The organism is Microbulbifer variabilis ATCC 700307 (genome assembly GCF_000380565.1).
Classification (GTDB): domain Bacteria; phylum Pseudomonadota; class Gammaproteobacteria; order Pseudomonadales; family Cellvibrionaceae; genus Microbulbifer; species Microbulbifer variabilis.
In genome coordinates, this window is record NZ_AQYJ01000014.1 from 1 (window position 1) to 17,470 (window position 17,470).

At 46.7% G+C, this 17,470-nt stretch carries 16 protein-coding genes; 5 read left to right on the top strand and 11 right to left on the bottom strand.

All coding sequences use genetic code 11. The features are described from left to right. The first annotated feature begins 205 nt into the window (after nt 1-205). Entirely contained in the window at nt 206-427 is a 222-nt protein-coding gene (locus G367_RS0100500; RefSeq protein ID WP_020411130.1) for a hypothetical protein, read from the top strand. Nucleotides 428-455: 28 nt separating this feature from the next. After that, nucleotides 456-602 (top strand): hypothetical protein, encoded by a 147-nt coding sequence (locus tag G367_RS27025; RefSeq protein ID WP_425411201.1) that lies wholly within the window; start codon nt 456-458, stop codon nt 600-602. Nucleotides 603-651: 49 nt separating this feature from the next. Here G367_RS27025 and G367_RS0100505 read toward each other — a convergent pair whose 3' ends face one another. Then, a complete protein-coding gene (locus G367_RS0100505) occupies nt 652-1,116 on the bottom strand; it encodes a hypothetical protein (protein ID WP_020411131.1) in 465 nt (154 codons plus the stop codon). A 104-nt stretch (nt 1,117-1,220) separates the two neighbouring features. On the opposite strand from G367_RS0100505, the gene G367_RS22730 reads away from it, so the two are divergent. From G367_RS22730 to G367_RS26375, 3 genes are all read left to right on the top strand, one after another. Further along, complete coding sequence (locus G367_RS22730; RefSeq protein WP_083922650.1) at nt 1,221-1,562, top strand: LuxR C-terminal-related transcriptional regulator; 342 nt, start codon at nt 1,221-1,223, stop codon at nt 1,560-1,562. 174 nt (nt 1,563-1,736) lie between these two features. Then, a complete protein-coding gene (locus G367_RS0100515) occupies nt 1,737-2,027 on the top strand; it encodes a DUF7673 family protein (protein ID WP_020411133.1) in 291 nt (96 codons plus the stop codon). Between the two features lie 159 nt (nt 2,028-2,186). Then, nucleotides 2,187-2,411: a hypothetical protein gene (locus tag G367_RS26375; RefSeq protein ID WP_020411134.1), complete on the top strand. Its 225-nt coding sequence runs from the start codon at nt 2,187-2,189 to the stop codon at nt 2,409-2,411. 739 nt (nt 2,412-3,150) lie between these two features. Here the strand turns inward: G367_RS26375 and G367_RS0100525 are convergent. The 10 genes from G367_RS0100525 to G367_RS26380 all read right to left on the bottom strand — a co-directional run. After that, nucleotides 3,151-5,484, bottom strand: a complete 2,334-nt coding sequence (locus tag G367_RS0100525; protein ID WP_020411135.1) for a phospholipase C/P1 nuclease family protein — start codon at nt 5,482-5,484, stop codon at nt 3,151-3,153. Between the two features lie 3 nt (nt 5,485-5,487). Next, nucleotides 5,488-6,213 (bottom strand): hypothetical protein, encoded by a 726-nt coding sequence (locus G367_RS0100530; RefSeq protein ID WP_020411136.1) that lies wholly within the window; start codon nt 6,211-6,213, stop codon nt 5,488-5,490. Then, on the bottom strand, nt 6,210-7,124 hold the full coding sequence (locus G367_RS0100535) for a hypothetical protein (RefSeq protein WP_020411137.1): 915 nt from the start codon (nt 7,122-7,124) through the stop codon (nt 6,210-6,212). Before G367_RS0100535 ends, G367_RS0100530 begins: the two co-directional genes overlap by 4 nt. A gap of 199 nt (nt 7,125-7,323) precedes the next feature. Continuing rightward, a complete protein-coding gene (locus G367_RS0100540; protein ID WP_020411138.1) occupies nt 7,324-7,656 on the bottom strand; it encodes a hypothetical protein in 333 nt (110 codons plus the stop codon). A gap of 459 nt (nt 7,657-8,115) precedes the next feature. Continuing rightward, nucleotides 8,116-8,484: a hypothetical protein gene (locus G367_RS0100545; RefSeq protein WP_020411139.1), complete on the bottom strand. Its 369-nt coding sequence runs from the start codon at nt 8,482-8,484 to the stop codon at nt 8,116-8,118. Between the two features lie 285 nt (nt 8,485-8,769). Beyond that, nucleotides 8,770-9,153 carry a hypothetical protein gene (locus tag G367_RS0100550; RefSeq protein WP_020411140.1) on the bottom strand — a complete coding sequence of 128 codons (384 nt, stop codon included), beginning with the start codon at nt 9,151-9,153 and terminating at the stop codon, nt 8,770-8,772. A gap of 15 nt (nt 9,154-9,168) precedes the next feature. Continuing rightward, nucleotides 9,169-14,721 (bottom strand): hypothetical protein, encoded by a 5,553-nt coding sequence (locus G367_RS0100555; protein WP_020411141.1) that lies wholly within the window; start codon nt 14,719-14,721, stop codon nt 9,169-9,171. Nucleotides 14,722-15,085: 364 nt separating this feature from the next. Continuing rightward, nucleotides 15,086-15,418: a hypothetical protein gene (locus G367_RS0100565; RefSeq protein WP_020411143.1), complete on the bottom strand. Its 333-nt coding sequence runs from the start codon at nt 15,416-15,418 to the stop codon at nt 15,086-15,088. 290 nt (nt 15,419-15,708) lie between these two features. Continuing rightward, nucleotides 15,709-16,104 (bottom strand): hypothetical protein, encoded by a 396-nt coding sequence (locus G367_RS0100570; RefSeq protein ID WP_020411144.1) that lies wholly within the window; start codon nt 16,102-16,104, stop codon nt 15,709-15,711. A 4-nt stretch (nt 16,105-16,108) separates the two neighbouring features. Continuing rightward, nucleotides 16,109-17,470 (bottom strand): coiled-coil domain-containing protein (locus tag G367_RS26380; protein WP_020411145.1); only part of this gene is annotated, 1,362 nt, incomplete at its 5' end.

Genomic DNA, 17,470 nt, shown 5'->3' on the forward strand with positions numbered 1-17,470 from the left:
GCCGCCCATGGCCTCATAATCAAATGCAGCTGTGGAGCTATCAAAGGCGTCGTGCCACGCTTGTCTAGCACTATCGAATCTCATGTCATGCCCCCCAAGCAATTATCAAGCAACCAAAAACCAGCCAAGCGTCCCATCATGCTGCCTTCGGCATGCTCTCGAAATAATCCTGAAATCGCCTTTCGGCTGCGTGCAGATTGTCTCGGTGATACGTGCCCAGGTAATTTATGTGGCCCTGGTTTATCCAGAATTGGGTCACCACCGTATTCGCGAACACAACCTCCACGAGGTGAGCGTACTTGGTGCGGAATACGGCCAGCGGACTGCTGGGGTTGGTTGTGGAAATCCTTTCGATGGCTTCTGGGATGGTTACTGTGCACATGGTGAGCGCTCCTTGCTGCCGAGTTATCGCCAAAATAAATGGTGAGGTCACCTTCAAAGGCTATACAGAAGATATGGGCCATATTTATCTACTCCCCATCAATCCAATCCGCTCCCCGATGAAAGTTACAGGCAAAGATATATCCTTTTGTGGCGTAATTATTGGCTCCTACACCCCTGAGTTGGTTCCTACACCCCTGAGTTGGTTCCTACACCCCTGAGTAAGACACAAAAAAGCCCGCAGTAGCGGGCTTTTTTGAATGCTGAGAATCACAACAGAATCTTTTTTACCATCTCAACTTCAATAACACCGCGAGAAACACAGTTCAAAGTGAGATCTTGAGCCGGCTTCCCAGGTAAGTATTCGCCCTGAATATTTGAGCGAACAATCACATCCCTATCATCAACAACCACATTAAAGGCGACTTCTGTCTTGGTGTAATTATCCTCTAAATAATCTCTGCCCTCGTTTGCACCACAATTGGCCTGCTCCGGCGTGAGCTTCCAGTTTTTTAGGGATGTAGAGATATAACCCGCCTCTAAATCAGAGGACAAAATCTGAAACCCATCCCGTAACAAAGCTTGCCTCGCCTTACTCAATACTTCTTGCTTTGTTGAAAGGTGCTCTAAAGCAAAGTACTCACTAATAATCACTGGCGTCTCATTCGTTGCAATACAACCACCAAGGCCAGCCACTAGCAGAACCACTACTACTGCATGTCTTAGTTTTTTCATTCTTATCCTCCGTGATAAGCGCTCACTGAGCATATCAAGGAGAGGAGCTTTTAAAAAATTAACTTTCGGCTACTGTGGTTGTTAACCAAGGACAGGGCATCAAAATGCACACAGCCAGCAATCTAAGGCCATTGGCGCCACGCCAAGCTGAAGCGCTTACACATCGCGCCCGCGGCCTCTCCAACAAAGAGACCGCCGAAGCTATGCGGTGCTCTGTAGCCAATGTCACTAACCTGCTGGCGGAATGCTTTTACAAGCTGCATGCCCGCAATAGCACTGAAGCCGTAGCCAAAGCGGTAAAGCACGGATCAACTCAGTTCGCTCTGATCGCCTCAGTTCTTAGCGGTATTGGTACGGATGCACAGGAGCAATTACGCACCCGTATCCAACGCCGCCCCACTATTCGAACTATTCGCATCCGCAATAACCGCGAGGGCATCGTATGACCGCCAAAGTCTATGTACTCCAACAGCCCTAACTCAACGCGATATAACACACCCCAGTGGTTATACCAGGCCAATCGTTGCCTCAAGCCATAAAGACCACCACACACAGCCAAAACCTGCGTTGGCTCTACCTCCGCAGGGTGATGATTGGCCTCCGTTTGGAGGTGATGCGGCATGAGTAGTTTCAGCCCAATACAGAGTGTGGATACCCTGCTCACCGTAGCCAACGGCTACTCCGGCGCTAGCGCAATAGCTGCACAGGTATTGCTTTCAGCCTGGAATAGCAATGATTTCACGGTCCCCGTTGCCGAACTCGCTCTACTGGATGGGGATAACGATCAGCACGCACTCAACTTAATTACAGATAAAGACCCCCAAAACGTCATTGCGCATGGCGAGAAAAAGTTTCGCACCCTTTGCGTCGAGTGGTCTCACCTTGAAACCCAAAGGAAGGGAACAGTGTGAACCAGGCCCATCGGCTCCCAAAAATACACCGTCCTATCTGTGGAAAACTCGCAGAGCCAGTATTCAACGGGAAGTTGCTACTAAGCGATTGGGTTTGCCTGCACTGCAAGTACTGGGAGCCGGCAATAGGCCGGTTCAAGAAAGTGGTAGGCACAGGCCATGAATGAATTCTCCCAGCTATTGCAAATCACCCAAGACCTTGATGGCCACAGTAGAAACCCAGCAGTTACAAATAAACGGCATGCGCGAGCAGATAGCCGCTCTATGAAGCTACCCAAGGTCAGTCCCCAAAACAAACTGTGGATAACCAGGAGGCAGCGTGAAAAAGGAAAAACTATTCGCAATCACTTTATCGGCCAAGTCCACCAAAGTGTATCACTGTAAATTTATACAAAATTAGAGTTTTGGGCCGAAGCTAATTACCAGTTAGAAGTCGCTTAGACTGTTTACCCCCAAAGGAATTGGCGGACTTAATATGAACTTAAATTTCAGGCACAAAAAAACCCGCTGCTTGAGCGGGTTTTTTTGTCGTTGATTTACAACGATAATTTGGTGGAGCTAAGCGGGATCGAACCGCTGACCTCAACACTGCCAGTCTTCTCTGCACAAAAACCTAATCGGTTGTTTTATATAAAAAACCCACCTTTCATCAACCTCTAGCCGCGCAATTTCCTCCACTATAGCGTGCTAATACATTAACCACTCTCTCCATAATCAATTACAGCCCGTCCTAAATGGGAATAAGTGATTTATTCAGACTTTTGGTAACAAATACCGAAACACTGTTGGGTAATTCACAACTAATGAATAAATGTTCAGGTTTATTTTCAATGCAAATATAACTGAATTCTATAATCGAATCATGATTACTAAGCAAGCGTTTAGTGTAGCTGATTTTTCCATTCAACAACTAGGATCTTAGGGTAGCTCAAATCTTGGCACCTCCAAAGATTTGCTATTTCCTAGTGAGATTCGATTTCATATTAATTTCAGTTATCGCATGAGAAGTAGGCTAAACAAAAAAATATTTCAAATGCAATACTGAACCATAAGTTCACAAATAAACAAATGGTTCAGCTTGCTCACAAAATATCTTACAAGAAAAATATATTAGCTATGAATTTCATTTCACTTCAAAAGTGTTTGAAGTATCCTTGAATACATTCGCAATGTTTTTATATTCTCCACCTTGATATACTGCAAGAGATACATAGCTAGCTGAAGTCCCTAACTGACAAGATGATGAAATATTTTTAAGCTCTACACCATGCGTACCAGCCATGTAATTTCCTGTAAACGTATCACCGTCATTAAATCCGTAAATTTTTCTTACAAAAGAGCCATCAATATATACATCTGCACTACATCCACTTTCACCTGCGATTAAAAACTCTACAGTTTTCCTCTCATCGGGTATTGACTGATCAGGACAACCTAACGTTACATTCCATTCGGTATTAGTATCACTGTTTCCAGTTACCTCTAATTTTACTGAGTGAGTGGATGTATCCTTAGGGTCTGGATCATGCTGAAAATACTTACGATGATACCCAGATTTTAACCCATATGTCGAAGCTACCACTGCATCATCTGAGGTACGCTTAACCGTCATTGCGTCAGGTATACGAAAAGCTTCAAATACTACTGTCACTTTACCCGGCTTATTTCCTAAGTTTACGGGAGGCGGTGAGAAACCTTCACTGCTACCACTAGCATTAATAGTGCTTCCACATGCTACTGTTGAGACAGGTTCAGCATAAGAAAATTGTTTTCCGCCTAAGCCTATTTTCTCGCCATGGCGAGAACTGGAAGCGACCATAATATAATTCCCGCTCGTATCTTGAGGCTCCAGAAAGCCTATCAAATCGACTGACTGACCCGCCTTAATAGTTCTTTCGCCATAATTTGCTCCACTAACTATCTTTCTCTTTCCATCCGTCGTGTCATAATAAGTAGTTAAATTCGCAGTTAGCGTTTTGTCACTAAGATTAGTAACACGCCACTTTGATGGCTTACCTTCACCTTGTGATAATTCTTGGACGCCTAATCGGTATTTGAAAAAATGGTTGACTAGCCCTGCTGTATATCCAACTGCTCTCGGCAATAGAGCTTCAATTTGACGCTCTAAATTAAAGTAGTTAACGGAAAAAATACTACGGGCTATATTAATACCGCCTATATTAAGGTCACGTCTAGTAAGCCTTTCCGTAAACAATGAAAAAGTTGCCATGCGATCATTATATAACCTCTGCCCTGTATAGTTATCAGTATAATAGAGCCCTATAAACTGTAGCTTTCCATCACGTAAACCTTGAGGTACTGTTAAACCTCTCTGTTTCAACAAATCACTCAATAAGACAGTTTGGACTGTTGTAACCGTCGGGTTACCATTTGGCATAGGAAGAGAAATGCTATTAGGCCCTAACTTATCAAGCTCAAAGTCACAGGGCAATGACGCGCTTCCTTTGCAACCAGTATAACTATAATCGGTATCTGTAGTAATAAAGTTACGACTGGAAAAATCTGCTAGTCCACGATTATCCGTTGTATGCCAGTAATCACGAGGAGTATCTAAATTTACAGCAGGGTAGCCTGATAATTTAAAGCGCGGTGATCTCCAATCATACTTCCAGTCCGCAACATACTTGGCTGCACAACCCAGATGACCACCACCTTCAGGTCTATCAGCATCAATAGCATCACATACTAATAAGTTATATGTAAAAACCTCATAAACACTAAGATCACTATCGTTTTCTGGATAAAAAAATTCACACACTAGAGAGTCACAATGAGCATCTAGACGCGTATGCTGAGGTTGAGCCATATCCTGAATATGATGAACCACATGCCCCAATCTTTGTATGGTTCGACCCAAACTCTTCAATCGGTCAGAAGCCGATTGGTTGGTCAAAGATTTGAAAAATTGAACCTGAGCATCATGATAAGAGAAGTTTTGAACTTCACAACCAGCTCCTTGGAATGGTGAGACACAAGTAGTACGCGATATCTCTTTTGTATCCTCCAAGATCCAATCAGGGGATGTGAAATTATATTGAATAGGTGCAACAAAACTAACATCCAATTTTTGATTGGCCTGAGGATTATAGAAGTGGTTTAATGCTCTAGAAACTTTAACTTCATGTTCAGTATCCTCCACATCCGCCCCAAATGCCATAATATCTGGTGCCGTAAGTGTAGTAGGCAAAGGATGATTTGCCCATGAAATATCTGACCCAATAGGTAATGCATTATCAAAAGTTAACAACGTATTCTTACCAGGGTATCCCCAATCACGCCATAAAGCGTCAGAGCTTCCGATTACTGATTGTTTGGATGCATATTTTGTCAGCTCGATATGTACATCTTGTTTATACGCCATAGAAATTGTGGGGCAGCATAACGCCACAATAATTAAGCTCTTAAAGCACTTACTCGTAAGTTTCTTTTTCTGCATTAGTTAAAACTCCACTGCTCTTTGAGCTTCAATCCATTCGATACCACCAGGACAGTCCCCACTATAAGCTGTTTTCTCTGGAGGCATATACCAGGGCCCAGCAGGCCCCTTTAGCAACCCCAACTTCTCACCTTCATGCATTTGTTTATCATATTCAATTATCATATGCTTCATTTTTGTCCAAGTGCAGCCGTGATCAAGGGCTGGGATAAGAAATGGAAGCGGATTTCTTGACAACCCCATAAACTTTTGGAACCGAGTAGATGGATCATCAGGCAGAGCTGATATATTCAATGTCTTTTTGCCCTTCCATTCGATACTACCAGATAGATCACGCAGACCTGGTTTAGAGGACTGGCTATCGTAACTATTCAAGTAGCGTTCTGGTACGTACTTGTATTTAAAAACCACTATTTCTGGCTGCCTCGCGGGAATAAAACTGTTGCTAAACCAGGGCCACCAACGTTTATCAAAACCGGGTAATAAAACTTTTCCCTCAGAGTCTGATAAGGCTTCCTGTAGCTCAAACGCTCCCGCATTATAAGTTTGAAACCAACCCTTAGAGACCGTCCAGCGCGCAACCACAACTGCTCCCTGAACCGGCATTTGTGTATCAGCATCAAGAACTGTTAAATGAATTGGCGACTGCTGGTAATAAGGCACCATCGGCTTTCCAAACCACACAGCTAATGCTATGAGCGGTATAATTATTATCGCAGCCTTTCTCATAGTTGATGCAGCTTCCAAGAACCATCTGACTGACGTCTATATGTGACAGTATGGATATAGGTGCCCCCATCATCTCCTTGTTTTTCAAGTAAGAAAATTGCTACGTCTCCACTAATAAAGTACGGTTTTTGTGTTCGAACTTGAGCGGCAACTTCGGCAACTTCCTCACCAAGCACGTCAAATACTTGACCAAATTTTTCTTGAGACCGGACATCAATGTACTTGTTCATATTAAGCCGGTCATTGGCCAACATTGCATTTAAGAATAAATTCCATGTAGTATTAATAGTTGCTATATCATCACTTCCATCTTCTTCAGAAAATAAGCCATTATCTCCTGCAAGCAAAGTTCTGATATACTCTCCCGACTTATAAATATTGATATCTTTGCGACCATCGTCATTAGTATCCTCGATAGAAATATCGTATAGATCGCCACGGATAATTGAACCTAGAGACTCGCTACTAAGCAGAATTCCAGTTTTGGATACTACAAGTACAATAGAGCTATCGGTTTTACCCTGCAGCAATATATCGTTTTGCCCATCCCCGTTAAAATCACCATCAAATAACTTATATGCTGACTCTTTACAAACGTAGCCACTAGAAGCACACATGATTTCTATAGTCTTGGTGTTTGTGCCTTCAGCCATTTTAGATAGACTACCTAAACTACCATTAGCGTAGAGCGTGCCAGTAAATGCAGGTCCATCCATATAATAAATTATAGGGGTAGCAATATCATCATGTAGAATCAAGATCGACTCCGAGGGAACGATATATAAGATCTTATCCGAACCTTTTGTACGTTCAAATACTGCATAAGAACTTACTTGAATCTCTGCATTAGCTCCCATACAAAACAGGTATATAAAAGTTATAACCCCTGCAAAAAATATCTTTTTATACACAAAACACTCAACTTTTATCAATGGAAAATACCCTACTCAAGGTAGGTGCCTTTAGGTAGTTAACGGACATTATCCTGTTTCACTGCCCTTAATTTTTAAACTGCTTATCTAGTAGTCAACAAGTACAACCTTATCTATATCAGGAACACAACTAGAGATTTTTCTTATTACATATTTGACTTTCTTTCCAATTGCTTGGTTAGCAGCTTATTTTTCCTGCGCAGAGATATTTAATATCCCATGCATTTGACTGGCTATTACATGACGCAGTGTAATTAACTTTAATCTGAGATTGGGCATGGAGTGCCGATAGAAGCACCGACTGCGCGGTTTTAAACCAAACTTTATCGCTATCCATTGCGAAACGGGCTGTGGTATTGCAACCACCCGACGGATTACCCTCCATCTGTATTATAAGTACTTCTTTAGTCCCATTTTGATACGGTATAAGTCCGGTTATTTCACCGGTATGGAATTCTGCCGTGACTGCCTGCGTAATTAATAGGCCAAGAATAAAAGCAAATAGTTTCATGTATTCTCTTAGTTTAGTAAGTCGTGTTAATAGGCGGAGCTGTGTCGACACCGTGGCCCAGCCTGCTCTGCAGGCACCAATGGCAGCTTCCCCCGCTCTTGAACACATTTTACCCATATTTAAATTAATAAGTTAGAGGAAATCTTTCCGTGGATGTCAGCCTTGGCTCTATAATTCGGGCCTTCACACCGACGATACGCCCAAACCACAGCCAGCATTACCCACTAGGAATAGCCATCCCCGCAATAGAGCTATGCACAGCCAGGCGGTTGAGCTCCTCGACGATGCAGCAAGACATTAAATCTCCAGCACCACCGGTTAGCACGGCGACCTAATCATTAATCTTTAGTATTTTTATTACTACTGAATATAATTACCAATATACTGAAGTCTATATGCATATTGAGCTTTTACTTAAGAGGTCTCTAGCGGAGAGTTATGACAACAAACACCCATAATTTATCTAACTGTCAATATTGCAAAATCCCATGCACTATTACTCCATAGGGTACACTCTTCAAAGTAACGCATTTCCACTGTTTGACCTGAGGCTTTAGCAGCAAGGGCGCCGCTAACAACAGAATTATATGAAGGGTGATCTGAAGTAATTGCAACTCGCTGAAAGCCATTAGCATTACCACATGAAGCAGGTAATGCATCCATATGTATTAAGGCAATAGATTTAGCATTTTCACCTACGCTCGCACTATAGCTGGTAAGATCCATACTCATAAACTGGATTTTATTAATAGTCCCAGAAGTAGTTTTAATTTCTGCAGCTTGAACAACAGTAGCAAACACAAAAAGAGCAGAAAAAATATATTTCATAAATACCCTCCTATTCTATTCAACTCTTTATTTAACAATTTTTTATATCAGCCTACTTTAAACTTGAAATTCACTAATACTAGAAGACTGCCTTCTTATGATATAGAACCAAGTAAATGGAGATATAGCAGATGCCTCATACCCTCGCATTATCACCTATTTTCCTCAATTAATGAACAAGTAAAATATCAATTACTTATTTATTTCGCCGGGGTAATCATATCTGACCGATCAACCTGTCACTAAAAGTAAAAAGCTATATTTTATTCACTCGGTAGACCCTGATCACCCACTCGGTATCGCCATAGCCGCAATAGAACTATGCACAGCTAAACGGTTGGCCACTTCCACAATACAGCTCGCTACTAAGTCAGCGGCATGGTCGGCGACGTTTACTGGCTGGCCGGCATCAGTCTGCAGAGTCTTGGTGGTGACATAAACACTGGACATCAGATCGCCAGCACCATCAGTTTGTACTGTGTTTTGGTTGTCGATAACAGCAATCGTACATTTAAGTACTGCAGCAGCCTGAGCTTCGTTATTGGTGGGCTCTGTGGTCTGGGTTACCGTTGCACGCACAATGGTGCCGGCACTGTGGCCTTCGTCGATGCTGTAGGCGAATTGCCAGGCCTCCAGACCTGGCACTGTAATCGGGGAAAAGCTGGGCATTATCTATTCCTTTGCTTAGTCAGATTTGTGTTGTCCGTTATGGGTAATGATGCGGTGTAATGGATCAACGCCGGCGGCATAACTCTTGCCACCTACAGATATTTTGTACACGGTACGCAGGCCGGCACATTCGACCCGCTCGACGGTTTCCCAGGTGAGCGGTTCCTCTTCATGCAAAACCCCCAGCTCAACGCCCTGGCAGTGCTGCGCCTCGTAGACTCGCCCTGCACGGTCGGTGACGGGGGTTTCGCGGCTACAAATTACTTGAGCACCGCTTGTTGTGGTGAGCAATACACAGGGTATTTCTGGCTCAGTATCTACTTCGCCAATAATGGAGCTTCGGTGGGTTTCCTCGTCGCCGGTATCCCAGCAGTCGATCAGGTCGCCGCTTTCGCAGTTATCCGCTAGCAAACCTTCGCGCAGCCAACTGCCTGCGGCAACGCACCAGGGATCTCTAGGGACTGTGGTTCCACCTCCATTGCTCGGGGTTGTAATGGTGCCTATACCTCGGCGCCAGGTGCTGGCGGCCAGCTGGTAAATGTTTGTGGTCGCGTAATAGGTAACAGCACCGCCCTGAGTGCCGGGATCATCACAGTACACATAATATTTAGTGCTGAAGGACAAACCAGTGATGCTGCCACTGTTGTAATTAATAGTGCCGAAACCAAACTGCACTGAGTGCGCGGCAATCGTGATTTTTGCGGTACTGCCATCATCTGAGGCGGATAGCGCAGAGCTGGTAGGCAGGCTGGCGATACCAGATTGAATCATTGGCAGGTTGCGCTGGTCCTGCACCTCAATCACGTCAACTTTTACATAGTCGAGAATGACACGACCATTTTTATTCGGGTAGTTGACGTAAAACATAGGAGAGAATGATCGCACGTTGGCATGTAGCTTAGCTGGGTTGCCGATGTGGTTAGCTCCAAGGGTTCCACTGTAGACCGCGTTAGCTGTCGAGTTCCCTTTAAAGTAGGCAATATAGGTTTGCCAGCTACTCAGCGGCGGCGTATGACCGGCTGTGAGAATGTAGTGCTGGCTACTGTAACTATCAGTTCCAACTCCGCTACATAAAGCCTCGCTACCGTCATAACCAACTAGGCCGCAGTGCATATGCCGGTCTGTATCTCCTTCGTTGTATACCAACATGCGCGCCTCGATGCGGTATAACTTGTCTGGATCGAATGGCACGCGTTCTTTTGAGTGGAAGTAGGCCATACCATCAGAACTACTGTTCCCCAGAAGTGCAGCACTGCTGCCGATTTTCAGGGGCGAAGAGCCGCCCACGCTCGTATAGTCTTGCACACCACCAGAACCAAAGGCTTTGGTCCACGCATCCAGCCAGCTCAGGTCAGAAAAATCCTCTAAAAAGGTATTTCGCATCGAGCGAATTTGCGCGCGCTCCTGTGCGGTAGCGCCGACTGTGGCACCGTCCTCGGGTTTATTGGTCCCGTAAATTTCTTCCCAGTCTGCGCGAGCACCGGCAATTTGATCGATCTTAATCAGCACCTTTTGTCGTGTGCTGTATACCGCCTCCCACTTGGCTTTCCAGGTGCTGCGATCGATGCTGGTGACTGTTGAGGTGTTACTTAGACCTGCACCGCTGAGATAACTGGATAGTGCTGTTATCGCACCGCTGTAGCTGGTTTTCTCAGTGGTAATCCCGTAGCTATTGGCCTGCCCTTCTATATCGCCCTGCTCTGCCAGGATCTGATTGTATTCACGTACTGCGGTTAATTTCTCTGTCGGGTGCAGTTTGCCATCTGCGGCTATGTTGCTGAGGTCCAGCAGTGCGGCGGCGGCATCGGTCTGTGCTTCTGCAGCTGCGTTTGCTGCGGCCTCGGCTTTGGCATCCGCTGCAGACACACCCAACAATGCCTCGGGGTCACCACTACCGCCCAGGGTAACCACAATGCCTCCGTAACTACCACCATCTGCAGCGTTAGACCAGATAGAGATTTCATTGGCGCCGGCCTGCAGAATGACTGGGAAGGAGTACCATTGAGTTGCATCATTCGGCCCACTCATCACCCCAACCTGAGCACCATTCAAACCGACGCGCGGACCACCCTCGGCATCATAGGCCAGTACATGGATAAAGCCTTGGCCAGCAGTGGCATTAAAAGAATACTTAGTGCCGCCTGCATAGTTGGTATTGGTAGGCCAAAGTAACCCGGTAGGTCGTCCGTCCCACTGAAACTGCAGCGTGGCCCCGACCATTCCAGCTTCGCGCGCTTGTTGGGCGATAGCGTTAAGTAAAATCTGGCGTGCACTGTAGACTGCCTCCCAGTTGGCATTCCATATTGTGCGGCTGATAGAAGTGCTGGCTGCGGTATCGTTCCAGGTGGGAGATAAGCCCCCCAAGTAACTAGTGAGAGCTGCCAGGTTGCCGGAGTAGTTTCCTTTTTCTATTACGAGTCCGGCGCCATCGGCCTGCGCTTCGATACCCACTTGTTCTGCCAACAGTTGCGCGTACTCGCGAATCACGATGAGCTTTTCGTTTTGATGCAGAACACCATCGGCGGCGATGTTATCCAGGTCTGCCAATGCTGCATCAGCATCCGCCTGTGCGGCTTCGGCCTTATCGATCGCCTCCTGCACTTCTGGATCGAGTGCCGGGTCCTCATAGTCGGTATAGGGCGTGCGCGACTTGGGTACAAACATCAGGCGCACGGCGTTAGTGCCTAAACAGGTGCCCCCGTGCCCCGCATTACCAGGGCTATCCGGGCTTTCCCCATAACATGCGATTATTTTGCTGTTACTGAGTATTGGCATGGGGTTCTGAGTACCGTCTATCAACAGCACTATGCCGCCAGGGGCACCACCGCCGCCACTGCCTCCAGGCACCTGGATTAAATCGCCAGTAGTACCGGGGCTGCCATCTTCGCCAGAGTTTTCTATTTTGCCGCTGACACCAATAGCGACACCCCGCGCAATTACAACAATACCCGCACCGCCCTTGCCACCTAAACCACCGCGCCCACTTGGTTCATAACTGCCATCCCAGGAATAGAAAGAAGAGTGACCACCGCGAGCCCCACCAGATCCGGATAGATCATCGGGGATCCCTTGTAGATCTCCCCCGTTATTCTCGATATTGAGAGGCGGCATTACCTCATTGCGGCCTTTGACAGTTTTCCCCCAAGCTCCCCGGGCGGTTCCTCGGTTGACAGTCTCTTGGACATTTTTTAACTGGCCAGCACCGCCATAGCAGGAGCCGAGAAAACCGGCTGAGGAATTGCTGGGTACACCACACAGGCTTCCGTCGATCTGCAGAACTCCGCGCACACGCAGCTCAATATTGCCACTCACAAAAAGTGTGCGTCCTACAGGAATCGTAAGATCACCCGGGTAGTAAAAAATTGCTCGGCTATCGGCATTACCAGCCAGGGTGCCATCAGCAGTTAAAAAGCCGCTGGAGTCGATACTCAAACTATCCGTCATGGCCGCACCTTCAGCGCTGTACCAGGCATCCGGTAATTCCGCGCTAGTACTATCAGCCTGATCGGCAATCATGCCCGCGGGCTGGTAGCTGCCGAATAGATCAACGGATACTGCACCGCTCACCTGATCGACGCTAATGCGCTGTACTTCCATAGCGCGATCTAGGCTGTGCTCATCGAGGCCCAGTGCTGGCAGCAGCCGAATATAGTCCACGTCATAGCTATAGTCTGCGCTGTGATCGTGACCAATATCAAAGCGCAACAGTTCGATTTGGTTGCCGGCCCAGTCGCTATTATTCGATAGGTTCAGAACTAATTCCTGCCACTCTCCTTTGGCCCCGTTTAGGCGCCCAATCAGGTCCAGCATTTCCGCGGTGCCAGCAGAAAAATAGCTGCTGCTTTCGGTATGTTTAAAAAACAACTTGCTACCGGTGCCCGCTACTATGGGTTCGTCGCTGGTACGGCGCACACGCAATTTAATAAAGGGCAGATCCGCCCCTAAAAATGTGGGCGCAAAGCTGCGACTGATCCAAGGGTTTTCACCTTTTACTGTTACCGAAAGGACGCCATTGCTCACGCTGGAACTGGTGATGTCATCGCGGGGAATCCAGCCTTCGCTGTCACTACCAAAATTAAAATCGTAGGGCCTGTCTCCGCGAATAGAGTGATCGCGCAATTGCGGCAGGCTTACCCGTACAATATCCCCTACTTCCAGGTCATTGCTACTGGGCAGTAATCCCAAACGCAGGCTTAAAGGTGGGCCGGCGAAACGATCGCGCAAAGCATCGAAAGTGTTTTTTATTGTGGTATAGGTATGGCGAGAGTTATGCAGCCCCCTGAATTTGAGGGTGTGCTGTTTTGCTTCACCATGGATAGCCACCGAGTCCGCATCGACTAAATTATTCGAGCGCAAAAACTTGCCATCAAAGCCGGGCTGTTCAAACCAGCTCCATTGCACGGAGAAGATATTGCGCACCCCGGCCAGGTTGTATTTGAGTTCGCCTAGGCTTTTCACATCATCGGGGCCTATGGTGGCTACTGTGCCGGATTCAGCCAGTACCCCAGCCATACGGCGAAAGCCCAGCTGGCCAGCCGCATTAACTGGCATAAAGGCACCGAGTAATAGATTGATTTCGGTCTCGATAAACTTCTTGCCGTCAACTTTTTCCAAACCGTCGAAGCGCAGGATTTTGCCTTTGCTGTTGTCGCTGGGCTTGTACCAGTCGGCGCCAATGTTTTGGAACTCATCCAGCACCACAAAGGCCGGATCTATGCCCAGGTGCCAGTTAGATGGCAGTACGTTATTGGTGCCGAGAATTTTCCCGGTTAAAAGTGCATAGGCCAGCTGGGGGCCAGGACCTTCCAGGTAGATAAACTCTTCAACCTCAACGCCACTTTCACTATCACTATCTTCAGGGAGTGCATGGTCTCGGGCAAAAGTTCCGAATAGGCCTCGCGTACAATTGGTAAAGCTGCTGCCGGTTTTGCCGGTTGCGCGGACAATCTCGAAGCCATCCTGATATTTAATCTTCAGGTAATACACGGATTGGCCTGGGGCATCGCCATAGGCAATAGTGTGTGGATTCGCTTCAAAGCTGCTGGTATCGAATACCTGCAGGGTGGTATCGGCTTTGGCGAAGTTGGCAGCTAGGCGTGTAGTATTCGGGGTGAAAATATCGCGGCGCATCTCGCGCTGGATATCCCGGCAGCGTACCCGGTACACGCCCTCTGCATAAGCAATGGATTCCTCGGCAATCTGGGTTTGCTCCAGACGAAATTCATCCCAGTCGAGACCGGCAAAACCGTGATACAGACGCACCGTGCGGCCCTTGATGCCGTTGCCCTGCTCCAGCTCATCACGCAGCACATAGGATAGCTGGCCACCAATATCTACTACCTCAAACGAGATAGCACCGATCTGTGCTAATCCCTGCTCAGGAATGAGTTTCTGACTAGTTGCACTGCACTTTTTTAGGGTGCCCAGAATCGCGTTTAACGGCAGGCCGGGAATATCGTTGTGGCTAGTAATGTAGAGTGGCAGATCGTAGCCGATTTCGATGACCAAACGCAGCTCACGCTGAGCCCCCCGGTTGTACCGGTCAAAAGTTTCTGAGTTGTTGCGCATGATTAATCTATGACTACAGTGATAGTGAAAGAAAAAAGTCGCTTGGTAGACTATGTACAAGAGCTAGCTTTTACTGAACAGCTGGGAGCACAGCTACAATCAAGGTACGAGACATCACCAGAGCAATTCAAATTGCTTGAAAGAGGTGTTTATATCGATAAGAACGAGGATCCCAATTCAGAAAGGAAATCCTTGGGGAAATTCACAGGTGAGTTATCGAAAAGCTAAAGTATAGCTGCATTGAGGATAAGTCATAAATCACCTGTTGGGACTGTGGTCATATAAGGAACACTTAAGAAAATTCGTATTCGCTGTAAGAAATCACCACTACCAAGCTATCTTAATAGTGGTGTGCATATCTCACTTACTGTCTCTCTAGAGTGACATATTGGATTGAACAGCTCTGTGATCCATCAACAATTCTTATATTTATCTTTTTTCCTGCCATTTGCGCAGCCAGTAGCGTGGCATATATAGCATCGGCACCTACCTGATTTTTATCTAAAGTCGTATACACCCCTGCTTCCGCGCTACAATTTAACAGCTTCTCATCACCACTAGTTCCAACATATGTGATATTACCAGTGGTTACGTAAAGCTTATCAATATCAACAGCTACGCATTGCCCCCCTGCACACTCTGCAAAGGTAACACCACTGATAGAAGACAACATAAGAATAGAAAATAATTTTTTCATTTTGAGTCCAATTTTTGATATCGATCTTTGTTCAAAATATAGTAAAAAACGGTTTGAGCAGCTCAATCAGATGGTGCTTAAAACTTGGTAAAAGGCGGCTCTTCAAATTTATTGAAGCAGCTAAAGGACGATATAGCCTTGAAACCCATCTACTGACTAATATATCACATCAGCTAATTTTCGGAACAATATTCCCATCTATGCCTCCTTAATTGTTGTCACCAAATAGCAACTCTACTCTAGAGCATCTATCTAAATCACCTCTCACTGGGGCGACAAGTTGTGCATGATTAAGCGATAATTTGGACGGTAGTAAAAGAGAAAATAAAGCGGCCATCTTTCTGACGCTGCTCTTTGAAGGACTTATATTTGAGTTGCACTTGTTGTGGGAAGTCGGCAGCGGCTTCAGTGCCGTATGCATCGAAGATAAAAAACTCACCGAAGGCACAGCTTCTTTTAAACTCTCGCCAACGGGCCAAATCTGTGTAAGTGAGTTTTAGCGCTACCGTCTGACAAAAGTATTCTTCTTCAAGGCGGTAAACTGTGTATTCCGTTTTGCCACTAAGCGCTTTGTGCTCTTTGCCTTCGGGGCGGTCACTACAATCGTAGCGTTTTAGCTTGGCTTCAATCTGATAATTACTGCCATCACCGACAATAGAACGTGTTGGAGTGTATTGAATTAGCATGACCCTACCCAATCAGTTCCTGACCCTGACGGCTATTCTTATCAAATAACACCAGATCCCCTTCCTCAATTTGAGTTTTTATATCCTCGATAAACTGATCAGCGCGATCACCAACCGGGCCATGGAATTCAAAAATATACTGGCTTGCCGGCTGTTTGGTTTCACCTTCTACAAAACCATCATTACCAGAACTGGCAAAACTCTCTGATGGTGTGGCTGCTACCGCACCCCCGGTACTCATACTGGGTGCGCTGGCATCACCGGAAACCCCACCGGGTGCTTTCAGCGATGACAACATGCCGGCGATCTGCGCCCCTTGTGTAATAGCACCGGCGATCATCGGAATATTTTGCGGATAACCGATCTCAGAAGCCTTAGCAATATTCTTTACTAGCGAAACCCCAGTAGAGAAAACAGCCATAGCCATTTCTGCTTTTGCCGCTTTTTGGTTGTAAGCAGCGGCTGCAGACAAGATCTGCCCGGCACCGGCAGTAAACATTTTCAGCTTGCTTTTGTTGGAAGCCTGCTCGAGCTTTTCGCGCTGCTTTCGGTGTTTGTTTTCTAAAAGGGTGAGCCTGCGTTCATATTCATCATGAGCGAATATTTTGCTGGCATAACCCTGATCCAGCAGGGCCATTTCCTCATCTTGCTGGACCTGTAGTTGTTCCATCTCGGTAAGCCAGGAAAGCTGCAATGTCTCCAGGCGAGCGGTCAAGCGCTGGCGCTCTGCTTCGGTGAGGCCATCGGCACCGGCTTGGTTACCATCGCCCTCACCATTCTCAGAACGCGCCTGCTCTTCAGCCAGGGCCATTTGATAGCGCTCTTTCTCACGCTCAGAGTATTCAGCCCGCAGAGCCTCGATAGAATCGAAGCCGCGCCTTGTCAGCTCCTGCTCAGCAACCTGAAGGGCGGCTATTTGCTGCAGTCTCTGCTCATGATCGAGTTTTATTTTTCCCTGCTGATCTGCCAGAAATTGATCCAGCTGTATTAACTGAGCTCCACCGGCCTCCTCTGCCATGGCACGTTGTTGCGCAATACGGTCGCGCTCAGATTGCTCCCTCGCCGCTGCAGCAGCTTCTTCAGCTATGCGCTCTTCCTCTTGTCGCTTCTTCTGCGCGGCTATGTGTGCATTCTGTAACTCATCAAGCTGTTTGCGTATTTGCTCCGATTTGTGGCGGTGAATTTCAACCTGAACCTGGACGCCTTCAGCTTCTGCCTTGGCCAACAGGTGTTGATGCGAAACATACCGGCTGTGAAGCTCAGCAAATTGTGTACGCTGCTTTTCTTCATCAGTTGGTGCGATACCTCGGCGCAGGGTATCCACTACCCCAGTGAGTTTCTGAATCCCTGCCGTAGCGATACTGGT

Coding starts and splice junctions, on each gene's coding strand:
- G367_RS27025 (WP_425411201.1), top strand. CDS start 456: ATGGGCCATATTTATCTACTCCCCATCAATCCAATCCGCTCCCCGATG.
- G367_RS0100505 (WP_020411131.1), bottom strand. CDS start 1,116: ATGAAAAAACTAAGACATGCAGTAGTAGTGGTTCTGCTAGTGGCTGGC.
- G367_RS22730 (WP_083922650.1), top strand. CDS start 1,221: ATGCACACAGCCAGCAATCTAAGGCCATTGGCGCCACGCCAAGCTGAA.
- G367_RS0100515 (WP_020411133.1), top strand. CDS start 1,737: ATGAGTAGTTTCAGCCCAATACAGAGTGTGGATACCCTGCTCACCGTA.
- G367_RS26375 (WP_020411134.1), top strand. CDS start 2,187: ATGAATGAATTCTCCCAGCTATTGCAAATCACCCAAGACCTTGATGGC.
- G367_RS0100525 (WP_020411135.1), bottom strand. CDS start 5,484: ATGCAGAAAAAGAAACTTACGAGTAAGTGCTTTAAGAGCTTAATTATT.
- G367_RS0100530 (WP_020411136.1), bottom strand. CDS start 6,213: ATGAGAAAGGCTGCGATAATAATTATACCGCTCATAGCATTAGCTGTG.
- G367_RS0100540 (WP_020411138.1), bottom strand. CDS start 7,656: ATGAAACTATTTGCTTTTATTCTTGGCCTATTAATTACGCAGGCAGTC.
- G367_RS0100545 (WP_020411139.1), bottom strand. CDS start 8,484: ATGAAATATATTTTTTCTGCTCTTTTTGTGTTTGCTACTGTTGTTCAA.
- G367_RS0100550 (WP_020411140.1), bottom strand. CDS start 9,153: ATGCCCAGCTTTTCCCCGATTACAGTGCCAGGTCTGGAGGCCTGGCAA.
- G367_RS0100555 (WP_020411141.1), bottom strand. CDS start 14,721: ATGCGCAACAACTCAGAAACTTTTGACCGGTACAACCGGGGGGCTCAG.
- G367_RS0100565 (WP_020411143.1), bottom strand. CDS start 15,418: ATGAAAAAATTATTTTCTATTCTTATGTTGTCTTCTATCAGTGGTGTT.
- G367_RS0100570 (WP_020411144.1), bottom strand. CDS start 16,104: ATGCTAATTCAATACACTCCAACACGTTCTATTGTCGGTGATGGCAGT.